This is a genomic window from Saccharomonospora glauca K62, from assembly GCF_000243395.2.
GTDB lineage: Bacteria > Actinomycetota > Actinomycetes > Mycobacteriales > Pseudonocardiaceae > Saccharomonospora > Saccharomonospora glauca.
Genome location: NZ_CM001484.1, coordinates 2,348,233 through 2,373,396 on the forward strand (window position 1 = coordinate 2,348,233; position 25,164 = coordinate 2,373,396).

The 25,164-nt window shown below is 68.4% G+C and carries 22 protein-coding genes and 1 pseudogene; 14 read left to right on the forward strand and 9 right to left on the reverse strand.

All coding sequences use genetic code 11. The annotated features are described in order from the left end of the window. Positions 1-741: 741 nt before the first annotated feature. On the forward strand, positions 742-1,275 hold the full coding sequence (locus tag SACGLDRAFT_RS11035) for a hypothetical protein (protein ID WP_005464601.1): 534 nt from the start codon (positions 742-744) through the stop codon (positions 1,273-1,275). Between the two features lie 29 nt (positions 1,276-1,304). After that, a complete protein-coding gene (locus SACGLDRAFT_RS11040; protein WP_005464603.1) occupies positions 1,305-1,841 on the forward strand; it encodes a 2'-5' RNA ligase family protein in 537 nt (178 codons plus the stop codon). 237 nt (positions 1,842-2,078) lie between these two features. On the opposite strand, the pseudogene SACGLDRAFT_RS11045 reads toward SACGLDRAFT_RS11040, so the two are convergent. Together SACGLDRAFT_RS11045 and SACGLDRAFT_RS11050 are read right to left on the reverse strand one after the other, a co-directional pair. Continuing rightward, positions 2,079-2,794: pseudogene (locus tag SACGLDRAFT_RS11045) on the reverse strand (YoaK family protein). Positions 2,795-2,847: 53 nt separating this feature from the next. Then, positions 2,848-3,186, reverse strand: coding sequence for a YciI family protein (locus tag SACGLDRAFT_RS11050; protein ID WP_040918939.1), 339 nt, complete (start codon positions 3,184-3,186; stop codon positions 2,848-2,850). A gap of 110 nt (positions 3,187-3,296) precedes the next feature. Between SACGLDRAFT_RS11050 and SACGLDRAFT_RS11055 the strand changes: the two genes are divergently transcribed. The 11 genes from SACGLDRAFT_RS11055 to SACGLDRAFT_RS11100 all read left to right on the forward strand — a co-directional run bounded on the left by SACGLDRAFT_RS11055 (position 3,297) and on the right by SACGLDRAFT_RS11100 (position 13,899). Then, a complete protein-coding gene (locus SACGLDRAFT_RS11055) occupies positions 3,297-3,818 on the forward strand; it encodes a hypothetical protein (protein WP_005464609.1) in 522 nt (173 codons plus the stop codon). Positions 3,819-3,835: 17 nt separating this feature from the next. Continuing rightward, complete coding sequence (locus tag SACGLDRAFT_RS11060) at positions 3,836-4,333, forward strand: DUF421 domain-containing protein (protein WP_005464611.1); 498 nt, start codon at positions 3,836-3,838, stop codon at positions 4,331-4,333. Between the two features lie 113 nt (positions 4,334-4,446). Continuing rightward, entirely contained in the window at positions 4,447-4,569 is a 123-nt protein-coding gene (locus SACGLDRAFT_RS22930; protein WP_005464612.1) for a hypothetical protein, read from the forward strand. Between the two features lie 722 nt (positions 4,570-5,291). Then, on the forward strand, positions 5,292-6,215 hold the full coding sequence (locus tag SACGLDRAFT_RS11065) for a hypothetical protein (protein ID WP_005464614.1): 924 nt from the start codon (positions 5,292-5,294) through the stop codon (positions 6,213-6,215). A 204-nt stretch (positions 6,216-6,419) separates the two neighbouring features. Next, a complete protein-coding gene (locus SACGLDRAFT_RS11070) occupies positions 6,420-6,716 on the forward strand; it encodes an SAV_915 family protein (protein WP_005464616.1) in 297 nt (98 codons plus the stop codon). Positions 6,717-6,720: 4 nt separating this feature from the next. Next, on the forward strand, positions 6,721-6,996 hold the full coding sequence (locus SACGLDRAFT_RS11075; RefSeq protein ID WP_005464618.1) for a hypothetical protein: 276 nt from the start codon (positions 6,721-6,723) through the stop codon (positions 6,994-6,996). Between the two features lie 29 nt (positions 6,997-7,025). Beyond that, complete coding sequence (locus tag SACGLDRAFT_RS11080; protein ID WP_005464620.1) at positions 7,026-8,174, forward strand: WXG100 family type VII secretion target; 1,149 nt, start codon at positions 7,026-7,028, stop codon at positions 8,172-8,174. Positions 8,175-8,261: 87 nt separating this feature from the next. Next, on the forward strand, positions 8,262-9,347 hold the full coding sequence (locus tag SACGLDRAFT_RS11085; protein WP_005464622.1) for a coiled-coil domain-containing protein: 1,086 nt from the start codon (positions 8,262-8,264) through the stop codon (positions 9,345-9,347). Positions 9,348-9,397: 50 nt separating this feature from the next. Further along, positions 9,398-10,327, forward strand: a complete 930-nt coding sequence (locus SACGLDRAFT_RS11090; RefSeq protein WP_005464624.1) for an endo alpha-1,4 polygalactosaminidase — start codon at positions 9,398-9,400, stop codon at positions 10,325-10,327. 161 nt (positions 10,328-10,488) lie between these two features. Then, positions 10,489-12,045, forward strand: coding sequence for a hypothetical protein (locus SACGLDRAFT_RS11095; protein ID WP_005464626.1), 1,557 nt, complete (start codon positions 10,489-10,491; stop codon positions 12,043-12,045). A gap of 261 nt (positions 12,046-12,306) precedes the next feature. Then, the gene (locus SACGLDRAFT_RS11100) at positions 12,307-13,899 is read left to right on the forward strand and encodes a hypothetical protein (protein ID WP_005464629.1); all 1,593 of its coding nucleotides are present in this window, start codon (positions 12,307-12,309) and stop codon (positions 13,897-13,899) included. 51 nt (positions 13,900-13,950) lie between these two features. Here SACGLDRAFT_RS11100 and SACGLDRAFT_RS11105 read toward each other — a convergent pair whose 3' ends face one another. Further along, complete coding sequence (locus SACGLDRAFT_RS11105; protein WP_232283951.1) at positions 13,951-16,581, reverse strand: beta-N-acetylglucosaminidase domain-containing protein; 2,631 nt, start codon at positions 16,579-16,581, stop codon at positions 13,951-13,953. Between the two features lie 312 nt (positions 16,582-16,893). Here SACGLDRAFT_RS11105 and SACGLDRAFT_RS11110 point away from each other — a divergent pair, with 312 nt between their 5' ends. Further along, the gene (locus SACGLDRAFT_RS11110; protein ID WP_005464632.1) at positions 16,894-17,226 is read left to right on the forward strand and encodes a YnfA family protein; all 333 of its coding nucleotides are present in this window, start codon (positions 16,894-16,896) and stop codon (positions 17,224-17,226) included. A 262-nt stretch (positions 17,227-17,488) separates the two neighbouring features. Here SACGLDRAFT_RS11110 and SACGLDRAFT_RS11115 read toward each other — a convergent pair whose 3' ends face one another. The 6 genes from SACGLDRAFT_RS11115 to SACGLDRAFT_RS11140 all read right to left on the reverse strand — a co-directional run bounded on the left by SACGLDRAFT_RS11115 (position 17,489) and on the right by SACGLDRAFT_RS11140 (position 25,134). Next, on the reverse strand, positions 17,489-18,502 hold the full coding sequence (locus tag SACGLDRAFT_RS11115; RefSeq protein WP_005464634.1) for an oligopeptide/dipeptide ABC transporter ATP-binding protein: 1,014 nt from the start codon (positions 18,500-18,502) through the stop codon (positions 17,489-17,491). Continuing rightward, a complete protein-coding gene (locus SACGLDRAFT_RS11120; protein ID WP_005464636.1) occupies positions 18,499-20,484 on the reverse strand; it encodes a dipeptide/oligopeptide/nickel ABC transporter permease/ATP-binding protein in 1,986 nt (661 codons plus the stop codon). The genes SACGLDRAFT_RS11115 and SACGLDRAFT_RS11120 overlap by 4 nt, the downstream gene beginning before the upstream one ends. 2 nt (positions 20,485-20,486) lie before the next feature. After that, entirely contained in the window at positions 20,487-21,437 is a 951-nt protein-coding gene (locus tag SACGLDRAFT_RS11125) for an ABC transporter permease (RefSeq protein ID WP_005464638.1), read from the reverse strand. Positions 21,438-21,478: 41 nt separating this feature from the next. Continuing rightward, on the reverse strand, positions 21,479-23,068 hold the full coding sequence (locus SACGLDRAFT_RS11130; RefSeq protein WP_005464640.1) for an ABC transporter substrate-binding protein: 1,590 nt from the start codon (positions 23,066-23,068) through the stop codon (positions 21,479-21,481). A gap of 213 nt (positions 23,069-23,281) precedes the next feature. Continuing rightward, a complete protein-coding gene (locus SACGLDRAFT_RS11135) occupies positions 23,282-23,917 on the reverse strand; it encodes a response regulator transcription factor (RefSeq protein ID WP_005464641.1) in 636 nt (211 codons plus the stop codon). Beyond that, the gene (locus SACGLDRAFT_RS11140; protein WP_005464643.1) at positions 23,908-25,134 is read right to left on the reverse strand and encodes a sensor histidine kinase; all 1,227 of its coding nucleotides are present in this window, start codon (positions 25,132-25,134) and stop codon (positions 23,908-23,910) included. Before SACGLDRAFT_RS11140 ends, SACGLDRAFT_RS11135 begins: the two co-directional genes overlap by 10 nt. Between the last annotated feature and the right edge of the window lie 30 nt (positions 25,135-25,164).

Sequence of the window (25,164 nt, forward strand, 5' to 3'; positions counted from 1 at the left end):
ATGGGCGCGAATGATTGCGGGAATCATGCCACTCATCGGCGGGCGTGCGCAGCAAAAACGTCGTTAAGAGTTGATCACTGTTCGAGGGCCGGGCTCGTGGTCGCACGTCGGCTCAACGCCGCCTCGTTCCACCCCGGCCGCCACGCCGCTTCCCGCTTGTTATCCCCCCGGCACGCGGTGGGACATGCTCGTCGGTTGGCTCGCGTGGCGTCCGGGAGGGACAGGTGTGAACCGAGGTGTCGGGGCTAGCGCTCGCCAATCGCGCGGCGTACGACAGCCGCACGACCTGAGTCAAGGAGCGAGGCCGCCCCCTCCCGGCCGCACGGGGTCGGCGCCCCGGCCCGGTGCGGCCGGGAGGGGGCGGCTTGCCGGTGACGAGCGAAACGAGGGTCGGGGCCGCTACCCCACCGTATGCCACATAACATCCATTGTGTGTCACCCTAGTTTTTCGTTTCGCGTGTCGTGTTTCTATTTCGCGTATCGCGTTAGCGAAACTAAAGTGGCAGGTGGGCGCGGAAACGGGCGGGGGATTCCCGGCCGAATGCCGGGCGAGGAAACATGACGGGATGGCGAAGACACGGACGCGGCTTCCGCGAGCCACTCCGCGGCAGGGACGCCGGATGGATCACCGCGCCGTGATCGGAGGGGCACCGTGGTCCGAACAACTCGTCGTCGGGCAGCTTCCGGTCCTCGGGCGGTCGGTCGCTACCGTCTCTGTCCTACGACGGGAGGGAGGTCGGCATGGCGACGGAACGGGAGTTGGGCGCGGTTCTCGGCCGGTACGAGACCGACAACCGGCGGAGGCGGAAGATCGCGGTGATCGGCGTGCCCGCGGGCGCCGCCCTCACCGCGATCGGAATGATGGTCGTGCTGTCGGGGCTGGGCACCCCCGCGATCGGGGTCATGGTCTTCCCCGCGTTCGCCACCGGGATCGGACTGGGTGTGTTCGTGGTCGGGGTGTGGCAGGCTCTGCTGTCCGTCACGCGCACCGACGAGGCCTTCACCCTGCACGAGGGCGGGTTCGTCCACTCCTACGCCGGGAAGTCGTGGGCGATCGCGTGGGACGAGATCGCCGACGTCAAGGACAACGGCAGGGACACCATGCTGCAGCGATCCCTGGGCGGGGACGTGCGATACCGCGTCAAGCTCCGCTCTCCCGTCGGCCGGCGCCGGAGTGTAACGATCACCGGTTTCACCACCGACGCCGTCGAACTCACCAAGCTCGTGGAGCAGGCGGTGGTCCACGACGTGCGCCCCACGCGGGAGTCGACCTGACGCCGTCGCGACACGAGCCGGGGAGAGCGGTGGGGTGGTCCTCGGGGCATTCGGTCATCGCCGTTCCGGTCCCGGAGCTCGACGACTACGTACGCGGGCGAACCGCCCACTACGACGCGTCGTTCCTCTCCCCCGACCCCGCTTTCGTGCACGCCCACATCACGTTGTTGGGGCCGTGGTTGGCGGAGCCGTCGCGTGCCGACCTCGACGCGGTCGCGCGGATCATGGCGGCGACGGACCCGTTCGAGACCACGCTCGCGCGGGTCGAGACCTTTCCCGACGGACTGATCTATTTGCGTCCCGACCCGGACGAGCCGTTTCGGGCGCTGACCGCCGCCTTGGTGGAGGCGTTCCCGCACTGCCCGCCGTATGCGGGGGCGTTTCCCGATCCGGTGCCGCACATGACTCTGGACCGGCGCGCCGAGGGCATCACCCCGGAGAGCGTGGAGCACGACCTGCGGCACCTGTTGCCCACCCGGATCGTCGTCGATCGGGTCGATCTGCAGTGGTGGGCCAACCACCACTGCCACGTGCGGGAGTCCTGGAAACTCGGGACGTCCCTCTGACGGTCCACCCCCGTCAGTGACCGGCGGAGGCCTTCACCTTGCCGGGGATCACCGCCGCAAGGCGCCCCCGCATCCGATGAGCGGTGCCACGAGGAACGCGGAGAGTGTTCCGGGCTCGGATGTCCTCCGACGCGGTGCGGCATGGACGCCGGGAGCACCTACGCGACACTCGGCGCCGCACTGCGCTCCGTCGGTCTGGCCCTCCCCCCGCTCCGCGCGCTGAACACGCGACACCGCTCACCGTCCGTGCCGCTGTTCGCCTTCCCGGCCGACGCGCGCGAAACACACGGCGACGAGCGCGACGCCGAGTGCCGCGAGGACGAGCACCAGGCTCGGCGACACGCGTAACAACAGTGCCCCCGCGCTGGCTCCCGCCAGCATGACGGCAATGGACCCGAGCCGTCGATGGGGCCGTGCCATGCGGCCTCCCGCGATCTGGCTGTAGGTCACCACACCGGCGAGGGACAGGGTGAGCACGGTGGTCGTGAGATGGGGGACCCCGAGGTGATGCACCGTGCCGTTCTGCACCCCCAGTGCCACGGCCAGCACCATCACCGTGACCACCGTGCCGTCACCGGCGACCGGCAGCACGTCGACCGCGGTCAGCGCCGCCACGAGCGCGATCACGAAAGCCTCGATGCCGAACGCCACGGACAACCACCGCCGCGGTGTCCGATCGAACCGGTCCGCCGCCCGCCCGGCGATCAGCGCTCCGGCGATGAATCCCCCAACGCCGACAGCGGTGTGATCGCGTCGATGTGCGCGTCGGGGTGGAGGCTGAGACCGAGGAACGTGAGGTTGCCGGTCATGTTCGCGACGAACACCTGCCCGAGCGACAGGAAGCTCGCGGCGTCCACGAGCCCGGTGACGCAGGTCAGCACCAGCAGCAGGCCGACAGTCCACCGACGACTCACGGGACTTTTCGTCGCGGCCACCGTCATGTCGAGCAGCATGGCCACACCGGTGCCGGCCCGCTCGGTGAATCACCCCACCGGGGATCGCCGACTCAGGCTCGGGTCGTGGAGCGTGCGGCGAGAATGTCCGCCAGTCCGGGATGGGCCCGGCCCGCGGCGACGGTGGTGATCTCGTACCGCGCCACCCCGGCCACGACGAACGGGTCCTGCGCCGCGATGGCCTCGGCGGTGTCCCGGTCGACGCCGCATGCCACGATCACCCCACCGTCCTCCGACGGCACGGTCTGCCCCGAGAGCAGGAACGTGCCGTCGGCATGATGGCGCCGCAGATAGTCGACATGCGCCGCCGTGTACGGCGCGGAGTCGGCCTCCGTGCCCGTGTAGTGGACCCGCAGCACGTGCAGCGGGACCTCTGCGCTCGCTCGACTCACAGCCGAGCAAGCTAGCGCACCGGTCCGACAGTCCCGCCCCGAGAGCGGCTCGGGTTTCGACGACCGCGTGGTCGGGAAGAACCTGCCCGTTCCGTGGAGGAGGAGGCAGGGTGAGCGAGTCCGACGCCGACGGCCCCGACGTGGCCGATCTCATCGACGAGAGCCCGTCGTTCCAACGTCGCGAATGGGTGGTGAACCGGGTCGGGTGGGTGGTCATCGCTTTGATCGTGACGGCCGGGCTCGCCGGTGTCTGGGGTGACGGACTCGCCAGCCGAGCACAGGTGACCAGCGTCGACGGGCGGCTGCGCGTGGACTACGAGCGCTTCGTGCGCAACCTCGGTGAGGCCACCCTGCAGGTGTCCTTCGCGCGGGGAAGTGCGCGGGACGGCGCGTTCCGGCTCGCTCTGTCCCAGCAGTACCTGTCCAAGCACGAGGTCATGGCCACCACGCCCGAACCCGACACGATCACCGTCGCCGGTGGTCAGCTCGTCTACGAGTTCCCCGGACGCGGTGACAGCGCGCTGACGGTGACGTTCGACCTGCGCCCCACCTCGGGACCGGGCGTGCTGGACGCGGTGGTGGGGGACGTGTCCGGGCCGCCCGTGCGTTTCCGGCAGTTCGTCTACCCCTGATACGAAAGAGGACGTCCGTGGACACCGTGATCCGCACGCTGGCGATCTACCTGATCATCGTGGTGCTGTTCCGCGTCACCGGCAAACGCACCATGTCCCAGGTGACCACCGTCGACTTGGTGCTGCTGCTGGTGATCAGCGAGGCCACCCAACAGGCGTTGCTCGGTAACGACTTCTCCCTCACCACCGCGGCGCTGGTGATCGTCACCCTGGTGTTCTTCGACCGCTTCGCCGATCTGCTGAAGTTCAAGTCCAAGAAGTTCAGCAAGCTGGTCGAGGGCGCTCCGGTCGTCCTCGTCGCCCACGGCAGACCGCTGGAGCAGCGTCTCCGCAAGGAACACCTCAACGTCGACGACGTGCTCGCCGCCGCCCGCAGCCAACGGGGACTGCTCCGGTTGGACCAGATCGACTACGCCATCCTGGAAGGCTCCGGCGGCATCAGCATCATCCCCGCCACCGACACCGCGTCACGCGACCGCGCCGGAGGAGAAACGTCGGCGCCGCCCGGAGCCTGACCCCCGTCGCGTGTCGGGCCGGGCAGCGGGTGTCGGATGGACGAAGATCGCGGTGAACTAGTCTCCGATGCGGATCACCCGCACACCTTTTCCATCTGGGGGAGAAAGTTCCGATGCCCAAGCGAATCAACCGTCGAGCCCTTCTGGTCGGTTTCTTCGCCATGCCCGTCCTCGTCGCGTGTGGAGATCCCGCGAAGCAGAGGCTGCGTGGCAGGAGGCGTGTCGTCAAGCACTGAGGGCCCGTCTTGCCCATCGCCTCCGTGATGGGCAAGACGCGGTTTCGCCTGTTTTCGTCCCGGCTCCTGCCCACGGAAGTGGCGCTCGGCGATGGCCGGGGTGCTCAGCGCACGCCTCACCACGTCTTACTTCCCGGCAGTTCGCCGCATGGCTCCGGCACCGTTCGTCATCACCACTATGGGACCCGGTGGGCGCTGATCGCCCTCGTCTACTTGTCGCCGTTGTTGTCGGTGGTGGGTTCTTCCGTGTGTTCTCGGATCGTGGCGGCGCTCGCCCTCCCGGCTTCGACCAGCGAAAAGACCGAGGCTCGTTGACTTCTTTTAGTTAATGTCATTTACTTAGTGATCATTATTTTCTGGTCGGTCGCGAAGCACGCCCCAATCGGTAGGCGTCTTCGGGGCGACGAGGGAACCATTGGGCGACACGGAGTGCGACAACGGACATGGCCCGCCAACCGGGGAAGAACGGCGATTCCGCAGCGGGAAGACCCCTGTGTCCAGGGATGTCGTGAATCCGGTCACCGAGTCGGGTCCGCTTTCCTCCCGAGGACAAGGCGTCGTCGACGTCCGGTGTCGCTCGTGCCGCGGGCGGGGACCCGGTGCGGAGGCACGGATCACCGCGGAAGTGGCCCGAGTCGAGCTCAGTGACTTCCTCGGCCTTCCAACCGGACCAGCAGAGTCTTGGGTCCGCTGCATGACGTGAAAACGCAAGGAGGGAACATATGGACATCACCGACGTGGCCGCGCGGGCCGTGGCCATCGTGGGCAGTTACCTGGCGGACGTCGCCGCAGGCGTTGTCGACCGGGCCCAGCGGTCGGCGCCCCAGGCGCTGACCGCCTTGATCGCGGATCGGCTCGGCCGTACCCAGGCTGGGGCGGCCCTGCTGCAGCAGCTCCAGCTCCAGCCCGCCGATGCGGGGGTTAGGGAACAGGTCAACGCGGCGGTTGCGGGGATGGCGGCCGAGGATCCGGGGTTCGCCGCGGAACTGGAACGCGCCGTCGGGGCCGTGGCCGCCCCGGACAACACGATCGACCGTGCGATGGCGCAAGGACAGGTCACTTTCCACACCTCGGGTGGGTCGATGGAGCGAACTGTCATCGCGGGCCGCGACGTCGACCAGTCCCGCCGGTTGAAAATCGGCGGTGGGCTCGTCGCCGTGCTGTTGTTGGGCGCAACGGGAGGCGCGGCGGGCACCTACTTCGTGCTCGACGGCAACGAGCCGGCACCACCCGCACCGACCCAGAGCATCAGGCCTGACGCAGCCGACTCCGACGTCACCGACATTGGCATCGGAGACGACTCCACGGACGTCGTCGAGAATCCGGCTACCGTCGACGAGATGCCGAATTCCTCGGACAGCGTCCCGGTCGACGGGTATCTCGTTGCGGAACCGGACACTGGCGTGCCGGGAAGTACCGTCGTGCTGACGGGAACGGACTTCTTCGCCGGTGAACGTGTGCGAATCTATTGGAACAGTATCGCGGAATACAACGCGTTGCGCGACACCACCGCTGACGAGAACGGAGCCGTCTCGGTCGAGGTCACAGTCCCCACGGACGCCGACGTGAACGAGATCTACCACGTCTACGCGCTGGGTTTGACCAGCAATCACAAAATCAACACGCTGTATCACGTCACGGAATAACGTTGTTCCCCACGCCCCCGAGATGGGCGTGCGAACAAATGCAACCCCCCTTGCGTGCGCCGAAGGGCGAACGACTCCGGCGCACGCAAGATCACGGGACCCAATCCCGCCGTCGTCCACAGACCACACCCGACCGGGAACCGGTGGGCGCCTCCACGCCGTCAAAAGCGGCGTCGTTGCCGACGACGGAAGGAGGCACCTTCAATGAGCACGGACTCCGCCCGTGTCACGGCGCCCGAGGTCATCCCACCCGTGGTGTACGTGCCGTGCAGCGCGGTCGCCGAGGACGAGGTGACGGTCGACGTGCGCGAAAGCCGAAACGGTGAGCGGGTGTTGCTGGTCTACTCCGCGCTGGACCGGTTGATCGAGCTGGCCGGCCCACACCAACCCTGGGTACTCCTACCGACCGCCCAGCTCGAACAGGTCAACGAGTACGCGCCGTTCGACATGATCGTGTTCGACATGGAGATCCCCGAAGAGCACCGGCGGAAGGCGGCGTGACGACATGTCCGACGGATACGAACTCGATCCCACGACACTGGAGGCCGTCGCCGGGAAGCTGCGGAACGCCTCCACCACCCTCAGCGGTGTCGACCTCGGCCAGGGCCCACCGGACGCCGGCAACCTCACCGACCTCATGGCCGGGGTGATGACCAAGCTCGTGAACGACACCTCGGAACTGGTGGCGGGCGCGGGCGCCGCGGGCGACCAGGTCGCGAAGGCCCGACAGGAATACCTCGACCAGGAACAGCGAGTCCGTGAGGACCTGTCCGTCGACTGACCTCGCCGAGGAAGGACACCGACACCACGATGAGCATCGACACCAAGATCGAGGGGGACCCGGAAACCATCCGCACCGCCGCGCGCTGGCTGCGGAACACTCTCGCCGAGGCCGTTCACGACTGCACAACACAAATCTACGCCGCGCGAACGGACACCGAAGCCGACTGGACCGGCCCCGCCGGGGACGCGTTCCGCGAGAAGATGACCAACGGCGGTAAGAAGGCGGACGGCATCGCCGACGACGCCCGTAGCGCCGCGGACCACTTCGATCGCTTCGCCGACGACCTGCACACCGCACAGACCCGCATGGAACGGGCCCGCGCGATCGCCAGGGACGGCGGCGTCACGGTGCAGGGCACCCAGATCATCGATCCGGGCCCCGGCCCCGACGCTCCCGGCGACCTGCCCGACGACGCCACCCCCGAGCAACGGGCCCAGCACGCCGACGCCGTCACCGCACACCAACAGCACGCGAGGAAGCTCGCCGCCTACCGGGAAGCGGCCACCGAGGCGTCCTCGGCCAGGGAGGAGTTCAACCTCAAGGAATCGATCACCAAGAACCTCCTCTACGAGGTACAGAAAAAGCCACCGTTCCACGCTTCCTTCGTCGCCGACGGGCTCTTCGCGGGCTACGCCGCCAACCGGGCCGCCGCGAAGGCGTTGACCGCGAAATGGGCCAGGATGGGCGCCGCGCGCCAACTGTCCAATGTCACCGGAATAACACATCGCGGCCTGCCGCACAGCGACACGGGCAGGGCACTCAAAGCGGCGGAACGGGCTCGCGGCGCGGCGGCCAACGCGAGGACGTGGAGCCGCACCGCCCGAGCCGTCGGCGGCAAGATACCCGTCCTCGGACTCGGCATCACCGCCGCCAGTACGGCGTACGACATCGCGGCGGGTGACACGCCCGCGGGCAAGGCCATCGTGGTCAACGGTGGCAGCCTGGCCGCCTCCATCGCGGCGGGCGCCGCGGTCGGCTCGGTGGTCCCGGTGGGAGGAACCGTGGTCGGCGCCATCGTCGGCACGGGTGTCGGCCTCGTCGCCAGCGGCGCGCTGGGAACCGCCTGGGACGCGGCCGCGAACACCGAGATCGGCAAAGCGGTCACCGACGGCATCAACAAGGGTGCCTCCGCGATCGGCAACGGCCTGAAGAAGGCCTGGAACTCGATCTTCTAGCCCCGGTTACCGCCGTGGCTCGCCGGGAGTCGTGCGTGGTGGCGGGCCGGAGCCCGGCCCGCCGGCGGCGTGGGTGACACTGGACGCGTGGTCGAGGAGCTGGCAAGCGCCGAACGGGCGCGGGAGAAAACCCCACAGGGCGTGTGCGCGCTGGACGGCTGCGACAACCCCTTGCCGCCGCCCGCCGTGGACGAGAACGGACGCCGCAAGGGCGGCAGGCCTTCCTCCTACTGCTGCAAGGCCCACGCCGACGCCGCCTCACGGCAACGCCGAGCCGCGCGCACCGCGGCCGTGGTGGACCCTCTCGTGGAGCTGCGCCGCGCGGCCGAGGCTTTCGAGACCGCGTCCGCTCCCCTACGCGCGGCCCTCGCCGACATGACCCAGCGTCTCACCACGGCCGAGGACCAAGCCCTCGCGCAGGTGAAACAGGCCGAAGAGCAGGCACTGGCGGCCCGGTCCGACGCCGAGGAAGCCCAACAGCGGGCCGAACGCGCCGAACGCGACCGAGACCACGCGCTCGCCCGGGCTCGCGACGACCGGGCCGCACGAGAAAACGCCGAACTCGCCGCCCAACACGCCAAGGACGAAGCCGAGTCCGTCAAGAGCCAGGCCTGGGCCGCGATCGCCGACCACGAACGCGCCCGCGGCGCGGCGGAGTCCGCCGCGAACGAGGCGATCCGCGCCCGCGACGCCCTGGCCGCCGAGCTCGACACCACCCGACGCGCCCTGGATGCCGTGCGCGCCGAACGCGACGACCTCGCCCGGCAACTGCAGGACACGAAACGCGAACTGCACGACCTCACCGCGGCCCACTCGGCGACCACGGAACGCCTCACCGCCGCCACCACACAGAACGACACCCTGCGCGCCGAGCTCGACACCACCCGAGCCGACCTCACCGCCGCCCGCGAGGAAACAGCCGCGCTCCGGGCCGAGCTCGACACCACCCGCGACCAACTCGCGGCCGAACGCACCGCCCGATCCGTGGCCGAAGCCAAGGCCGACGCCGCGCACACCGCACTCGCCGACAAGGACACCCGCATCGCCGAGCTCACCGAGCAACTCCGCAGGGCTCACGCCCACCTCGACCGGGTCCTCGCCGACAAGGACACCCGTGCCTCCGACCAGCCGTCCGGGGAACGGCCCGAGGAAAGCCAGGCGCTCGAGAGCTGACATCCGCTCGCTACACTCCGGCGGATCACTCATCCCCGGGGGTTCCGTCCTTGTATCCCACCACCCGTTGCTCGGCGGCGATACTCGCCGTCCTGTTCACCCTGGCCGCCTGTCACTCGGCTCCCGGCGAGCCCACCACGGCGACACCCCACGCCGCCCTGCCGGAGACACCCTCCATGGCCTATCAACTCCAGGGCTATCCCGACGGCACCCTCGACGCGCTCGTCGACGCGCCCCACGACATCGCCGTCATCGACCTCGCCCGCGACGGCGGGCGGGACTACTTCACCGCCGACGAGATCACGCGAGTGCGAGAATCCGGCACCATGGTGCTGGCCTACTTCGAGATCGGTTCCCTCGAAGACTTCCGCCCGGAGTTCGACCGAATCGAAGCCCACCACGGCGACCTGGTGCTCAACGACGTCCCGTCCTGGCCCAGTGAACGCTTCGTGCGGTACTGGGACGACCGCTGGTGGGACGACACCGTGCGCCCCCGTCTGGACCGGGCCCTGCGAACCGGCTTCGACGGCGTGTACCTGGACACGCTCATCGCCTACGAACAAATCGACCTCGCGCTGGTGGACGGCCACGACAGGCGCAGCCTCGCCGAGGAGATGGCGGCCCTGGTGATACGGATCGCCGAGTACGCCCACACCCGACGCCCCGGCTTCCTCGTCTTCCCGCAGAACGCGCCCGAACTCCGGCAATTCGCCGGATACGTCGACGCCATCGACGGCATCGGCATGGAGGACCTGTTCTTCCTCGACACCGATCGACCGTGCGAGGAGGACTACTGCACCGAAAACCTCCACCACGTCCGTGCGCTCCGCGACGCCGGTAAGACGGTGCTGGCGGTTGACTACGCGACCGACCCCGACAACGTCGCCGAGGCCTGCCGCCGGCATCGGGAGGAAGGTTTCGGCGGAACGGTCACGACCGTGGACCTCGACACCATCGCCCCACCCTGCCCCTGGAGGTGAGCCACTCGGAAGTTGTACCCCGTAAGGGGTTACGACCAGACCTCCGAACGGCGGTTTACACCACTCCGGTGCAGCCGGAACGTAGGAGGGTGAGGCGGAAACGACTGGACCGAGCGTACCGTCGCGCCCGTTACAGACGTTGGGGAACACAATACGCGACGGTGATTCTGAGTCGGCCCCTGCGTTCCTCGGCTCATCGCGGCGAATGGCCGGACATCGCCGAGAAATTGTTGGACGTCATGCTGCGAGCCCGTGACGAGCGGGCCCGTGCCCGAGCGCGAGCCGCGGTCGAGTCGGCGTGGGCGACCAACGACGCGGCCCGTGACGAACTCTGGCGCGCGGCCCGGCGGCTCCTCAATGCGCACTACAACCAAGGAGCGTTCCGGAATGACGAGGTCAACGCGGTGCTGCGGTTCCTTCTGGAACCTGTCCCCCATTGCCGTTACGTGCCGCGGGTACGACTGCTGACGTGCTTGTGGCCCGAGCCCAGCCACGAGGAGCGCCGCGCCGGGGACGGTGAGCCCGAACTCACACCCTTGATCAAGGCCGCGATCGGGGACAAAGACTTCCCCGCCCGCGACGCTCTCCTCGAACTGCTGTGCACCACCGACCACCCACGCCTGCTCACCGAACTCACCCATGCCCTGGAGAAAAGCCCCGACAGAATCTCGCAGTCCGACACTCGGGTAGTCGACGACTACGACCTGTGGGACGACAACGGTGAACCCCGCCCACTGTTACGAATCCTGACCACCAACCCCCACCTACCTCTCCGCCCCGAGATTCCGGACACGGCACTGGTGAGCATCCTGCGGAACAGGTTCGACCTCCTGGGCGAGTACGACCAGGAAACCTCGGCCCGCGCGTTGGTCACGGTGCTGGCCACCACCCACAAAATCCCCGCCGAAACCTCGGCCGCCCGTGTCGTGGAAGGCTGCCGCCGGGCGCTCCGGGAACTGCTGCCGGGCGCAGGTCGGGAACTGGTATGCCAACGAGCGATCGCTGGCGACGACGAATCGATCACCGCTGCGATCGACGCGGGCTACCGGCCCTCCAACGAGGAACTGCACCCGCTTTTCCTCTTCTCGACAGAGCAGTGGGACGCCTACGACCGTCTCGACCCCAACGGCGAAGCACTGATCTCCGGACTCCTCACCCTACCTCATGTTCAGATCGAAGCAGCAGTCACCCACCTGCTCGAAGTCCTCGGCACTCACGAGATACCCCCGACAGCAGCGAGGAAAGCTCGGTCCGCGCTACGACGCCTGCCCGCACCGCCAAAAGGACAAGACTCTCCGGACCATCCGGAAACGATCGCCAGAGAGACCGTCTGCCACCGCGCCATGTGGGGTGACACGCAGGCCAAAGCCGCCGCGCGCGAGGCGGGCTACCGGCCCTCCGACAAGAAGCTGTATCCGGCCTTCCTGTTCCTGACCGAGCAGTGGGACGCCTACGACCGCCTCAAAGCCAGTACCCGACTCCGGAAACTGCTCGACGAGTCACCTCGCTATCCCCTCCCACCCCTGTCCGTGTTCGAAGAAGTAGCCCTGCGATCAGGACGAAGACTCCCCGATTCATACGACCCCTCTCGCCATCGTCGCCATCGTCGCCGCGATCGTCGCCGCACCGGCATCACCGGCGGGTACCACACCGACTACAGCTCCCCCGGCGGTGACGTCGGCGGTGGCTACGACGGCGGAAGCTTCGGAAGCTACTGACCAACCGCACCGAATTTCCGCCACGGCCGTACTCCCAGACGGATCGATAGCTGACCCGTGAGTACCACCCGCCTCCGAACGGCGGTTTACACCACTCCGGTGCAGCCGGAACGTAGGAGGGTGAGGCGGAAACGACTACGGCGGGTGTACGACCGCGCCCGCCACGGGCGAGGGTGGAGAGCACGCCACGCGACGAGGCTCCTGATCCGAAAGCTGCATTCCCCCGCACCTCGTGACGGGAGGCATCCGGACCCCGCCGAGATGCTGCTGAACGTCATGCTGTGGGCCCGTGACGAGCGGGCCCGTGCCCGAGCGCGAGCCGCGGTCGAGTCGGCGTGGGCGACCAACGACGCGGCCCGCGACGAGCTCTGGCACGCGTCCTGGCGACTTCTGGCCAGCGCACACTTCGACCGAGAATGGTTCCGCGAGGACCGAGTCGGCGCGGTGCTGCGGTTTCTCCTGGAGCGTGATCCCACCTCCCGCTACGTGCCGCGGGTACGACTGCTGGCCTGTCTGCCTCCCGAAAGCAGCAGCAAGCGACCACGCGCCGCGGAGAGGGAGCCCGAACTCGCCCCCTTGATCAGGATCGCGATCGGGGACAAGGACTTCCCGGCCCGCGACGCTCTCCTCGAACTGCTGTGCACCACCGACCACCCGCGCCTGCTCACCGAACTCATCCAGGTCTTCCGGAAGAACCCCAGCGGGCTTCCGAACCAAGACCGCCGCGGAAACACTTACGACCTGTGGGACGACAACGGCGAACCCCGCCCACTGATGCGGATCCTGCGAACCAACCCGCATCTGACCCTCCCCCCGGAGATTCCGGCCACGGCGTTGGTGTTTCTCCAGATGGGCAGGTTCGACCGGCTCTCCGAGTGCGACCCGGAGGATCTGGTCCGCACCCTGCTCGCGACGGTGGCCGCCGTTCACCAACCACACCTCAACACCCCGCCCTCCCACATCATGGCCGCCTGTCGCCGGGCGCTCCGGGAGCTGACCTCGGCCGAGGCACAGGCCCTGGTGTGTTGGAAAGCGATCGCAGGAGACGCCGAAGCACTCGCCGCGGCGCGAGACGCGGGATACCGCCCGTTCGACGACAAACTCCAGCCGCTCTTTTTCTTCCTCACCGAACAGTGGGACGTCTACAACTGCCTCGACCCCGATGGAAGCGAACTGGCCACCGGGCTGATCCGGCTCCCTCGTAACCAGATCAAAAAAGCGATCGCGCGACTGCTCGATCCGTCCTCCCTGCCCGAGGTGGTGGCCGAGAAGGCACGCTTCGCACTGCGACACCTGCCCTCCCCCGCCGAGGCGGACGACAGTGAAAGCCTGGCCCGGCTGAAGAGCCTGGACAAGGAGCTGCGCTCCCCCACCGAACCACCCCACCAAAAAGATCAACTGGACGACTTCCTGACCAACCTGGACAGCCCCAGAATGTTCGCCCGAAACCTCGTCTGCATCCACGCCATGCGAGGCAATGCGGAGGCCAAGGCCGCCGCGACCGACGCGGGCTACCTGCCGTCCAAACCGAAGCTGCAACCGGCCTTTCTGTTCCTCACCGAACAGTGGGACGCCTACGACCGCCTCGACCCCGACGGCACCCGGCTGCAAACAGTGCTGGCCGAGTCGTGGCGCTACGGCCTCCCGCTGTCCGAGTTCGAGGAAGTCGCCGAACGAGCCGGCCGACCGGTCCCCGAACCACCCGAACCCCGCACCTCCCACCGCCGTCACCGAAGCGCGGGCGCCTACCACACCGACTTCGGCGCCGGTGACTCCGGCGGCGGCTATGACGGTGGCGGCAGTTACGACGGCGGTGGCGGCTACTCCGGATTCAGCGGCTTCGGCGGTTACTGAACCGGGACCCGCTCGGGCGGGCAACCACACGCCCGCCCGAGCGACCACCACTCAGCCGAGCACCGGCACGACCTCGTGCACCGTCGGCTGCTCACCACCGGCCCACACCAGACGCACCGCACTCACCGGCTCGCCCCCGACCTCCACCGAGGCGTACCCGCCGGACAACTCACCCACCGACACCCAGTCCCCCGACTGCCGGCGAACCTGCACGGTCGCCGCCGCGGGCGCCTCCGGGGCCTGCATCACCACCACACGCTCCACCGGCCGCGCCCGTGACAACGTCACCACCAGCGCCTCACCCGGCTCCGCCGCCCGATCCGCGACATACGCCGTCGCGAGATCACCGTCGACCACCAGACCCGCACCGCTACCTTCCCGCGCCGGCGGCACCGCCTCCACGGCATACGACACCAACTCCGGCGTGGCCACCGCGAACTCCCGGACCACGATCCAGAACCCCTCGCCGTCCGCCGTCGCCCGATACCGCACGTAACGCGCCCGCGTCCCCTCCGGCGCGATCGCGGTAACTTCCGCCTCCGACGCCGAGAGCAACTCCGTCCACGTCTCGCCGTCCACCGAGTACTCCAGCACTCCCTCCCGGAAGTAGTCGTCCGGACTACCCGGCTTGCCCATCAGCACCTCGATCCGCCCGATCTCGGTCACCGCACCCAGGTCGACTCCCACGTAGTCGCCGACCCGCGACGCCCGCGAACTCCAGAAGTACGTGTCCACATCCCCGTCCACCATGTTCGCGGGCCCGTACCCCTGATACGTCGGAAGACTGACCTCGGCGACCGGACGCCCCACCACACCGAGCCACTCGTCCACGAACCGGTTCGCCTCGTCCAGGAACACGTCCAACACACCGTCGGCGATCTTCGGCCACGTCGAGGAATGCGGCTCCTTGTCGTCCCGCACCGCCATCGCTCGCTCCATCAGCAACGCCACCCGACTCCGCTGCTCCCACGCCGCGTCCCGATCCCCGGCGTCGTAGGCGGCCAACATCTCCACGGCCGCCCCACCGGCGGCAAGCCAGTGCCCCGCCGCCTCCAACCACGCCGCGATCTCCGCACGAGCCCGCGGCTCGGGCAACTCCTCCAACGCCCCCGCCGCCGAGGCATAGGAGTCGAACACCGCCGCCAACCGAGCACGAGCCTCCGCCCGATCACCCGACTCCCACGACGCCCGGAAGCCGTCGATCTCCTCGGACAACCGCGGCGACTGCACCCGATGCAACGTCCCGTCGTACCACGACAGATCAGCGAACTCCCGCAACGCGGCCGCGAGCTCCTCGTCACCACCCGCCAGTTCCACCGTCGCCGCCGTCCACGACTCCGTCGCGTCGTAGTCGACGTCGTTCCAACCGAACTCGGCGAACGAGTACAACGCGAGCTCACTCAACGCCGCCTGGTTCATCGGGTTCGACACGACCCCCGACACCTGCGCCGACAACCCGTTCTCCCGGCCCGAGTACGGCGCCAACAGCAACCGCCCCGCCGCGTAGTCGTTGACCGGGTAGTTGTCCCAGATCAGGATCTCGTGCCCGAACACCTGCCGCGCCTGCTCGGCCTCGGCCACCGTGATGCGCTCCGGGACCACGGCGGTGCCCGTCCACATCACCACGATGTCCTCGTCCATCTCCCGCAGCTCACGCTTGTAGGGGGACTCGGCGACGTTGTAGTACTCGGTGGGCACCATCTGCAACGGCGCCACGTCACCCTTCGCCTCGACCCACTCGCGCTGCACCCGGTTCAACAAATACGCCTGCGCGCGCCCCGCCGCGTCGGGCCCCGTGCCGAACCGCTCCACATCGGCGTCGCAGTGCCAGGTGTTGTAGTCGATGTCGTCGAGCGGGATGTTGAACGATCGAGCACCCAGCTCGTACAGCGCCTCGAACTTCGCGATCAGCGCCTCGAAGTCCTCCTGCGAGGAATAGCAGATGGAAAGACCGGGCGACAGCGCGAACGTGAAGTCCACCCGGTTCGCCACGGCACGATCCACCAACTCGCCCAGCTTCGCCAGCTCCTCCTCCGGATACGGCTCCCGCCACCGCTCCCGGTGATACGGGTCGTCCTTGGGCGCGTACTCGAAGGTGTTCATGCGATGGGCGCCGAGGTAGTCCATGAGCGCCAACCGGTCCTCGTGCGACCACGGTGTGCCGTAGAAGCCCTCGATCAACCCCCGGTACGTCATCGCGGGCCAGTCGCGGATCTCCACGCCCGGCACCCAGTCCACCCCACGACGCGCCCGCACGACCTGCTCGAACGTCCGCGTGGCGTAGTACGTGCCGTCGGCGTCGGCGCCGTCGAGCACCACCTGCCCCCGCCCGTTCGCGTCACGGCCCGCCGCGAGCACGAAGCCCTCGGCCGCCAACGCGTCGGCCCCGGAGACCCCGAGCTCGGACAGCACCCGGCCCCCGTCGCCGAGCCACACGGTGACGGGCGTGCGCGAGCCGTCGTGCACCGGGACGATCCGCCGCACCCCGGCCTCCCGCAGGACTCTGCGTATCTCCCGCTCCGTGGCCTCGTCGGCGTCCTCGGACGTCACCAACCCCACCACCGGGGTGAGCGGGAAACCGTCGTCGCGCTGTGTCAGCTCCCGCGGCGCGGGCCACACCGACACCGGCTCCTCGGCGGGTTCCTGCGCGGCCTGGACCACTGCGGGGAAGGCGGCCGTCACCAGCGCCGCGGCGAGTGTGACCGCGCTCCAGCGCCGATGACGAGCCGGTCGGGTACGTGCGTGCGGATCACGTGGTCTTCTGACGAGCATGACTGTCCCTCCGGATGAAGCCGTGGTCTGGTCACACGTGTGCCGGGCACGTCCACCGCATCGTGCTGGTAGATGCCGTGACGATCAAGCAAGACCGCCCAACTGGTCTAGTCCTTTTCCGGTCACCCGTCCGGTGACCACGGCGGGCACCCTCCGTCGGCGCGGTCGGCCCGCCGGTGGTGAACTGACAGTCGACCGACCCTCGCACCGGGAGCGTTTTTCGTGGTTGTCCTTCGTTCGATCGTGCTGTTCGTGCTGGCGGCCCTCGCCGAGATCGGCGGGGCCTGGCTGGTGTGGCAGGGAGTCCGAGAGCATCGCGGCTGGCTGTGGATCGGCGCCGGCGTCCTCGCCCTCGGCGCGTACGGCTTCGTCGCCACGCTGCAACCCGACGCACACTTCGGCCGCATCCTCGCCGCGTACGGGGGTGTGTTCGTCGCCGGATCACTGGTCTGGGGCATGGTCGTCGACGGCTACCGACCCGACCGGTTCGACGTCATCGGAGCCCTCGTCTGCCTGGTCGGCGTCGCCGTGATCATGTACGCGCCCCGCCAGTGATCACCGGGCCGGAGTGTTCCCTTCGGAGCTTTTATTGGTTCTGGAGTATGAGTTGTTGCGTGGGGTTGTCGTGTGTGAATATCCTCCAAAGCCCCGCTGTATAGGTCGTTATACACCTGGCTTCGGTGAATCCCGCAGCTCTCAACCGCTCGGACGCCCCGGAAACGATCACGCTCGGCGACGTCACCCACGGGCGACCCGATCGATCACCACACCGACGCTCCCCTCCGGGGCCGTGGGCCGTGTGTCTTCCTCCCCTCCCCTACGTCCTCGCGCCCTCGGCAAGCGACACGGCGTCGCCCACGATCTCCTCCTCGGGATACGGACAGTGCCACCGGTGCTCGGCCTGCGTTGTCCCCTCGGGAAAACGCAGGGCACAGTCGTCGGTGGCCTTCCAACAGCGAGTCCGGAAGGGACATCCCGACGGAGGGTGCGTGGCCGACGGCACGGGACCGTGGAGCACGATGCGCTCGCCGTCGGTCAACAGGCTCGGCGTGGCCGAAAACAGCGCCCTGGTGTAGGGGTGGCGCGGCGCGATGGCCACCCGGTCGGCCGGCCCCTCCTCGACGATCCTGCCCAGATACATGACCGCGATCCGATCGGCGAGGTAACGCACGGTCTGGATGTCGTGGGAGATGAACACCATGCCGAGCCCGAGCCGCGCCCGCAGGTCCACGAGCAGATTGAGCACCTGGGCGCGCACGGAGACGTCGAGGGCCGATGTCGGCTCGTCGGCGACGATCACCTCGGGGTCGAGGGCCAACGCCCGCGCCACCGCGACCCGCTGGCGTTGCCCACCGGAGAGCTGGGCGGGCACGGCATCGGCGACGTGAGCCGGGAGCCCCACCAGGCTCAACAGTTCCTCGACCCGCCGATCACGCTGCGCCCTCGAACCGCGCCGGTGGACGTCGAGCGGGTCCCGCAGGATCGTGCGCACCGGAAGCCTCGGATTCAGTGCCGTCGCCGGGTCTTGGAACACCACCCCCACCGATGCCCCGAACTCCTCCCGGCGGCACCTGGCGGGCAGCGACCACAGGTCCTCTCCCCGGAACCGCACAGTGCCGTGCGTGGGAGGTTGCAGTCCGGTCACCACGCGCGCCAGCGTCGACTTCCCGCACCCGGACTCGCCGACGACGCCCAGGATCTCGCCCTTGCCGACCGCGACGGTGGCGTCGGTCAACGCATACACCTTGTCGCGGCGGAACAGCCCGCCCGTGCGTGCGGTGTGGACGACGTGGACGCCGTCCAGGCTCACCACCGGCTCCGATCGCGTCACAGCAACGCTCCTTCCGTCGCCGCCGACGATTCCCGATCGGCGGGGTTCCAGCAGGCGACCGTGTGCTCGTCGGAGGCACCGGAGAGCACGGGCGGCCGGGTGCGACACACGTCGGTGGCCGCCGGGCAGCGGTCGACGAACCGGCACCCCGCGGCGAAATCGCCGGGAGCGGGCACCACACCGGGGATCTGGTGCAGTCTCCGGGCTCCGGACTCCAACGACAACACCGAGCCGAGCAATCCCCGCGCGTAGTGGTGGCGTGGGCCCGCGAACAGGTTGTCCACCGTGGCCACCTCGGCGAGCTGCCCCGCGTACATCACCGCGACGCGATGCACCATCTCGCCGATGAGCGCCAGGTCGTGAGACACCAGCACCATGGCGAAACCGAGCTCGTCGCGCAGCTCCGCCAACAGCTCCACCACCTGAGCCTGCACCGTCACGTCGAGCGCCGTGGTCGGCTCGTCGGCGATCAGCAGTCGAGGGCTGCGGGACAGGGCCATCGCGATGAGGACCCGCTGCCGTTGCCCGCCCGACAACTCGTGCGGGTAGCTCTTCAGGCAGCGTTCGGGAGACAACCCGACCAGCTCCAGCAGTTCCTCGGGGGTGCGCGTGCCACCGCGTCGAGTGAGCTGACGAAGTTGTGTGCCGACGAGGACGGACGGGTTCAACGACGACATCGCGTCCTGATAGACCATGGCCAGCTCCGGGCCCGCCAACGCCCTCCGCTGAGCCGGAGACAACGACAGCAGGTCCTTGCCGTCGTAGACGATGCTGCCGCTGACCTGCGCCCGGCGCGGCAGCAATCCCATCAGGGCGAGGCTGGTCAAGCTCTTGCCGCATCCGGACTCCCCGACCAGACCGAGCGTCTCCCCCACCTTGACGTCGAACGAGACACCGTCCACGACCGCCACGTCCCCGTGTCGTTCGGGGAAGCGGATTCTCAGGTCGCGCACCGACAGCAGCGTCGGTGTCTCGGGGGCCACCGGCGGCAGCGACGCCGTCCTCTCCCCGACGGTGGTGGCCAGTCGCGCCAGCGCCCGTTCCACGTCGTCGGTGCCGGCGCTTTCGGTCGGCGACGCCTCCACGACGGTGCCGGGCTTGTCATCCTTCCCGGCGCCCTCGCTTCGGGGAGCCGTCGTCTTCGGGGTCGACCACGCGTCGGTGAGCCCTTCGGACAACACGTTCAACGCCAACACGGTGAGCAGGATCGCGACGCCGGGGAAGAACGTGGCCCACCAACCGCCGGAGAGCAGGATCTGCCGACCGTAGGACAACACGTTGCCCCAACTCGGCAACGGGTCCTGGATGCCCGCACCGATGAAGGACAGACTGGCCTCGTAGATGATCGCGTCGGCGACCAGCACCGTGGCGAACACGACCACCGGCGCGGCGCAGTTGACCGCCACGTGCTTGATCAGAATGAAGGACCTCTTCGCGCCGATCACCTTCTCGGCCGCGACGTAGTCCTCCCCGTACTGGGCGAGGACGTTGGCTCTCACCACGCGCGTGAGCGACGGCACGTAGACCAGGGCGATCGCGATGATCAACACCGGAATTCCGGGACCGAACACCGCGATGAGGACGGCGGCCAACGCGATGCCGGGGAAGGCCATCACCACGTCCAGCACGCGCATCACCGTCTCGTTGACGACCTTGTGGGACGTCGCCGCGATGCCGCCCAGGATGCTCCCGACGACCACCGCGACCACGGTGGCTCCCAGACCGATCACCAGCGAGTAGCGCGCGCCGGCCACGACACGGGCGAAGACGTCCCTCCCGGCGCGGTCGGTGCCGAACCAGTGCTCGGCGCTCGGCGGTTGGGCGGGAACCCCGGTGGCGAGAGGGTCCGGTGCCAGGAGGGGACCGAACACCGCCAGCGCCGTGATGCCGGTCAACAGCAGCAGGGCGATCCGGGCCGGCCAACGCAGCGCGCGGAACCGGATTCCGGGACGGGACAGGCGGGTGGCGAGACGGGAACGCATGCTCACACCCCTCGGATACGTGGGTTGACGACGAGATACAGCAGGTCCACGACGAGGTTGACCACCAGGAACGTGAACGCGATGGTGAGCACCGCGCCCTGCACGAGCGCGACGTCGCCCGTGGTGACCCCCGTGAGCAGCAGCTCCCCCATGCCCGGAAGTCCGAAGATGGTCTCGATGACCACGGCACCGCTCAACGCGTAGCCCACGCGGAGCCCGAGCACGGTCAACGGCGTGATCATGGCGTTACGCAACGCCGCTCGCACCACCAGCCAGCGAGGCAGCCCGTTGCCCGTCGCGGTGCGCACGTAGTCGCGGTCCAGCTCCTCGACCAGCGAAGTGCGGACCAGCCTCGCGAGCTGGCAGCCCACGGGAACGGCGATGGCGAACGCGGGCAGCGTCAGGGAGTTGAGCCAGCCCGACACCGAGTCGGCCGGGTTCACGTAACCGCCGGTGGGAAACCACTCCAGGTTCAGGGCGAACTGCTGGATCAGCAGGATCGCCAACCAGAACGAGGGAGTGGCGATGCCGATGATGGAGAGCACCCGAGTCACGTGGTCGGGCCAACGGTCCCGGCCGAGGGCGCCGGTGATGCCGATGACCAGCGCCAGCACCACCGCGCCGCCCATCCCCAGCAGGGTGAGCTGGATGGTCAACGGCAACGCCGTGAGCACCCGGTCCATCACGGGCACCGAGGGCGGCGCCGTGTAGCCGAGGTCGCCTTGCAACAGGCCACCGAGGAAACGCAGGTACTGCACCGGGAGCGGGTCGTCGAGTCCGTGCTCCTCGGCGTAGGCGGCCCGAGCTTCCGGGGTGGAGTTGACGCCGAGCGCGTTGAACGCCGGATCGCTGGGCGAGAACTGCAGAACGATGTACACCAGGAGCGTGACACCGAGCAGCATCAGCGGCAGTGCCAGCAGTCGGCGCGCGACAAGCCGCAGGAACGCCTGCATGGAAGACACTCCTTAAGGAAACGGTCGCGACACGGGGTGGCTCAGCCGCGGCCGACGTCGAGGAAGGACAGACCGGTGGTCGGCAGCGGAGCGAAGCCGTCCAATTCGTCCGGTTTCCATCCGGTCGGCAGCTTGCGGTGCAACAGTGGGTAGGTGTGCGCTTCCTCGGCGATCAGGTCGACGACCTTTTGCCAGAGGTCGCGGCGCTTGCCCTCGTCGGTGGAGCGCACCGCCTCGTCCATGAGCTTGGTCGCCCGCTCGTACTCCGGGGTCCGAGACCAGTAGCTGTAATTGGTGGGCCAGTTGCCGTAGTTGTACCAGCGCAGCAACAGATCCAAGTCGTTGCCGAACACGGAGGGGTCACCGGGAGCGATCATGACCTGGTAGCGGCCCGTGGCGACCTTGTCGGCGTACTGGCCGCCCGACTCGCCGATGTCCAAGTTGGTCCGCACGCCGATGGCGTCGAAGTCCTCCTTGATGAAGGGGGCCGCGTCCTGCACCCACCCGGTGTTGGTGGCGACCAAGTCGATACTCAGGTTGCTCACCCCGGCCGCTTTCAGCAGCGCCTTGGCCTTGTCGGGGTCGTAGGTGTAGACCGTGGAGGGCTCCAGGTGGTCCGGGTGCGACCGCGGGGTGTAGCCCACGGCGGCCGAGGCTCCGCCGAGCAACGCCGAGTCGATCAGCTTCCGTTTGTCGATCGCGTAGTGCAGGGCCTGCCGCACCCGTCGATCGTCGAAGGGGGCGGAGGCGCAGTTGAACATCAGGAACAACATCCCGAAGGACTGCACCTGTTCGACCTTGCCCACCTTCGCGAGCCGGTCGATGTCGATGTAAGGGACGTCCTCAATGGCCTGGACGCGCTCGGACTCCAGCGCCGTGACGCGCGCGGTGGGGTCGTCCAGCAACCGCCAGGTCATGCTCGACACCCTGGCGGGCCGAGGACCGTTGTAGCCGGCGAACTTCTCGAAGACGAGCTTGTCGTCCTTGATGCTTTCGACCAGGGCGAAGGGGCCCGAGCCCACCGGGTTGGCGTCGAAGCTCTTCGGATCCGCCTCCACGAGTTTCCTCGGAACAATCTTCACGACCCCGAGCCGTTCGTTCACCAGCGCGAACGGGTACTTGAGCGTGATGTCCACGGTGGTGTCGTCGACGGCCTCGACCCGCTCGACGAACGGGATGAACGTCGCGTACAGCGACTCGTTGGCGGGATCGAGCACGCGCTCGTAGCTGTAGACCACGTCGTCGGCGGTGACGGGTGAGCCGTCGTGGAACTTCGCCCGCGACCGCAGGGTGACGCGCAGCGTGGTGTCGTCGCGTTGCTCGGGCAGGGCCGCCGCCAGCGCCGGATACGGTTCGCGGGTCACCGGGTCGAGATCGACGAGGCCTTCGAACACGTGCAGGTTGGCGGCCACCGGTGTGGCCCCGGTGGCGGTCATGGGGTCGAATCCGGTCGACAGCGTGTAGGAGATACCGGCTTCGATCGTGTCGGTGGCTCCGTTGCCGGCGCTTCCCGTCGACGCGGGACCGCCACAGGCGCTGAGGCTTCCCGTGAACGCGGTGGCGGCTCCCGCGGCTCCGACGAACCGCAGGAACTGCCGGCGTTGCATCGGGGCCATGGCGAATGGGGACACGTCGGCTCCTTCGCTGAGTGTGCGGGTAAGACGTCTGATGTCAGACACCTTTGGGCTGAGACCCTAGACAGCGATGGCGTCGAGCACAAGAGACGCTGCGTCCTCGGCGGCGAAATCGTGTTCTTCCCACCGTTTCCCACTCCCGGTGGGCACGGGTCGCACAGCCCACGCGAGACGAAACGCGCCTTCGGTGGAGTGCGTGGCGGGCCGAGGTCAGGAGTTCACATAGGCGAGCACGGCAAGGACCCGACGGTGCCCGCTGTCGGTGGGTGGCAGGTTGAGCTTGCGGAAGATGTTGCCGATGTGCTTGGACACGGAGCGTTCGGTGATCACCAGTTCCTTGGCGATCGCGTGATTGTCGTGCCCCTGCGCCATGAGGTGGAGTACCTCCCGCTCCCGGCCGGTGAGAGAACGCAGCGGATGCTGACGGTTCATCAACTGCGTGACCACTTCCGGGTCGAGCGCCGATCCCCCGGCGGCGACCCGTTGGAGCGCGTCCAGGAATTCCTCGACGCGCCCGATGCGGTCCTTGAGCAGGTAGCCGATGCCGTTCGCCCCGGTGGCGAGCAGTTCGGTGGCGTAGGCGTGCTCGACGTACTGCGACAGCACGAGAATGGGCAGACCGGGGATGCGCTCACGGGCCTCCACGGCGGCACGCAACCCCTCGTCGCGAAAGCTCGGTGGCATGCGCACGTCGAGCACGGCGATGTCCGGCCGGTGTTCGAGCAGTGTCGGCACGATTTCCGGCCCGCTGGCCGCGATGCCCGCGATCTCGTGCCCAGCGGTCTTCGCGAGCAGGACGATTCCTTCCCGCAGCAACGCGTTGTCCTCTGCGACGACTATCCGCACGGAAGCGACACCTCGATCACCGTTCCCTCACCGACGGTACTGCTGAGCCGGAACTCACCATCCAAAGCGGCCACTCGGCGCCTGATGCCGAGCAGCCCCGTGCCCGCGGTCTCGTCGACCCCGCCCCGGCCGTTGTCTTCGACCCGGATTCGTAACCGGGCTCCCTCGGAGTCGACGACGTGGTCGACGTCCACGGCGGCGTGGTCGGCCCGACTGTGCTTGGTCACGTTGGTCAGCGCCTCGGCGATGACGAAGTACGCCACGGCCTCCACCGAGCTGCTCAGCCGGGGCAACTCGTCCGGGATCCGCACCGAGACGGGAATGTGGTGTCCACCCGCAAGGGTACGCACCGCTCCCGCGAGTCCACGGTCGGTCAGGATCGGCGGGTGGATACTGCGGATCACGCTCCGCAGGTCGGTCAACGAGTCCTCGATCCCTCCCCTGGCCTCGCGCAGCAACGTCAACGCCGTGTCGGGGTCCGTGCTCAGGACCCGTTCGGCGATACCCAACCGGACGGCGACGGACACCAGTTGGGCCTGCGTCCCGTCGTGCAGGTCCCGCTCGATGCGGCGGAGTTCCGCGCCGTGGGACTCGAGTGCTTCGCTGCGACTGCGAGCGAGTCTGTCGATTTCCTCGACCCGACGCGCCCGGCAGGTCGGCCCGAGCAACCATCGGGCGACGTGGAGCTGCCCGCGCGCCCAGAGGGGAACCACCCAGCACACCACGGCGGCATACAGCACGGCCCGCAGGAACGGCAGCGTCAACGCCTGGGCCCAGGTCCTCAACTCGACGAGCACCGCGGTGAACGTGCCGGGCGGGAAGACCCACCAGTACAGCGGCAGCAGCAGGCTCGTGACGGTGGCGGGCCAGAGCGCCGCCGCGAGAAGACCCATGATCGTGCCCCCGATTCCGTGCACGACCAACCAGACCAGATCGCGCCAGAGCGCGGGGTCGCCGAGCGTTGCGCGGACCCGCTGCCAATGCCGTCCCTCGCACCGACGGTAAGGGTTTTCGACGGTCCTTTCCGCATAGCGGCCGACGCGGGCACGCTCGACGTTCGCCAGGGACCGTATCGGTTCGACGGCTCGCGGAAACATCGGCAGGGCCACCAGCAGCAACGGTGCCGTGACCACACCGAACAACGCCGGGACGGCGGTCCGTAGGCCTTTCACCAGGATGACGGTCGCGTCGGCGCCATGCTTGATCGCCGTCTGCATCGTTCCCCCAGTAGGACCACTGGTGTCCGA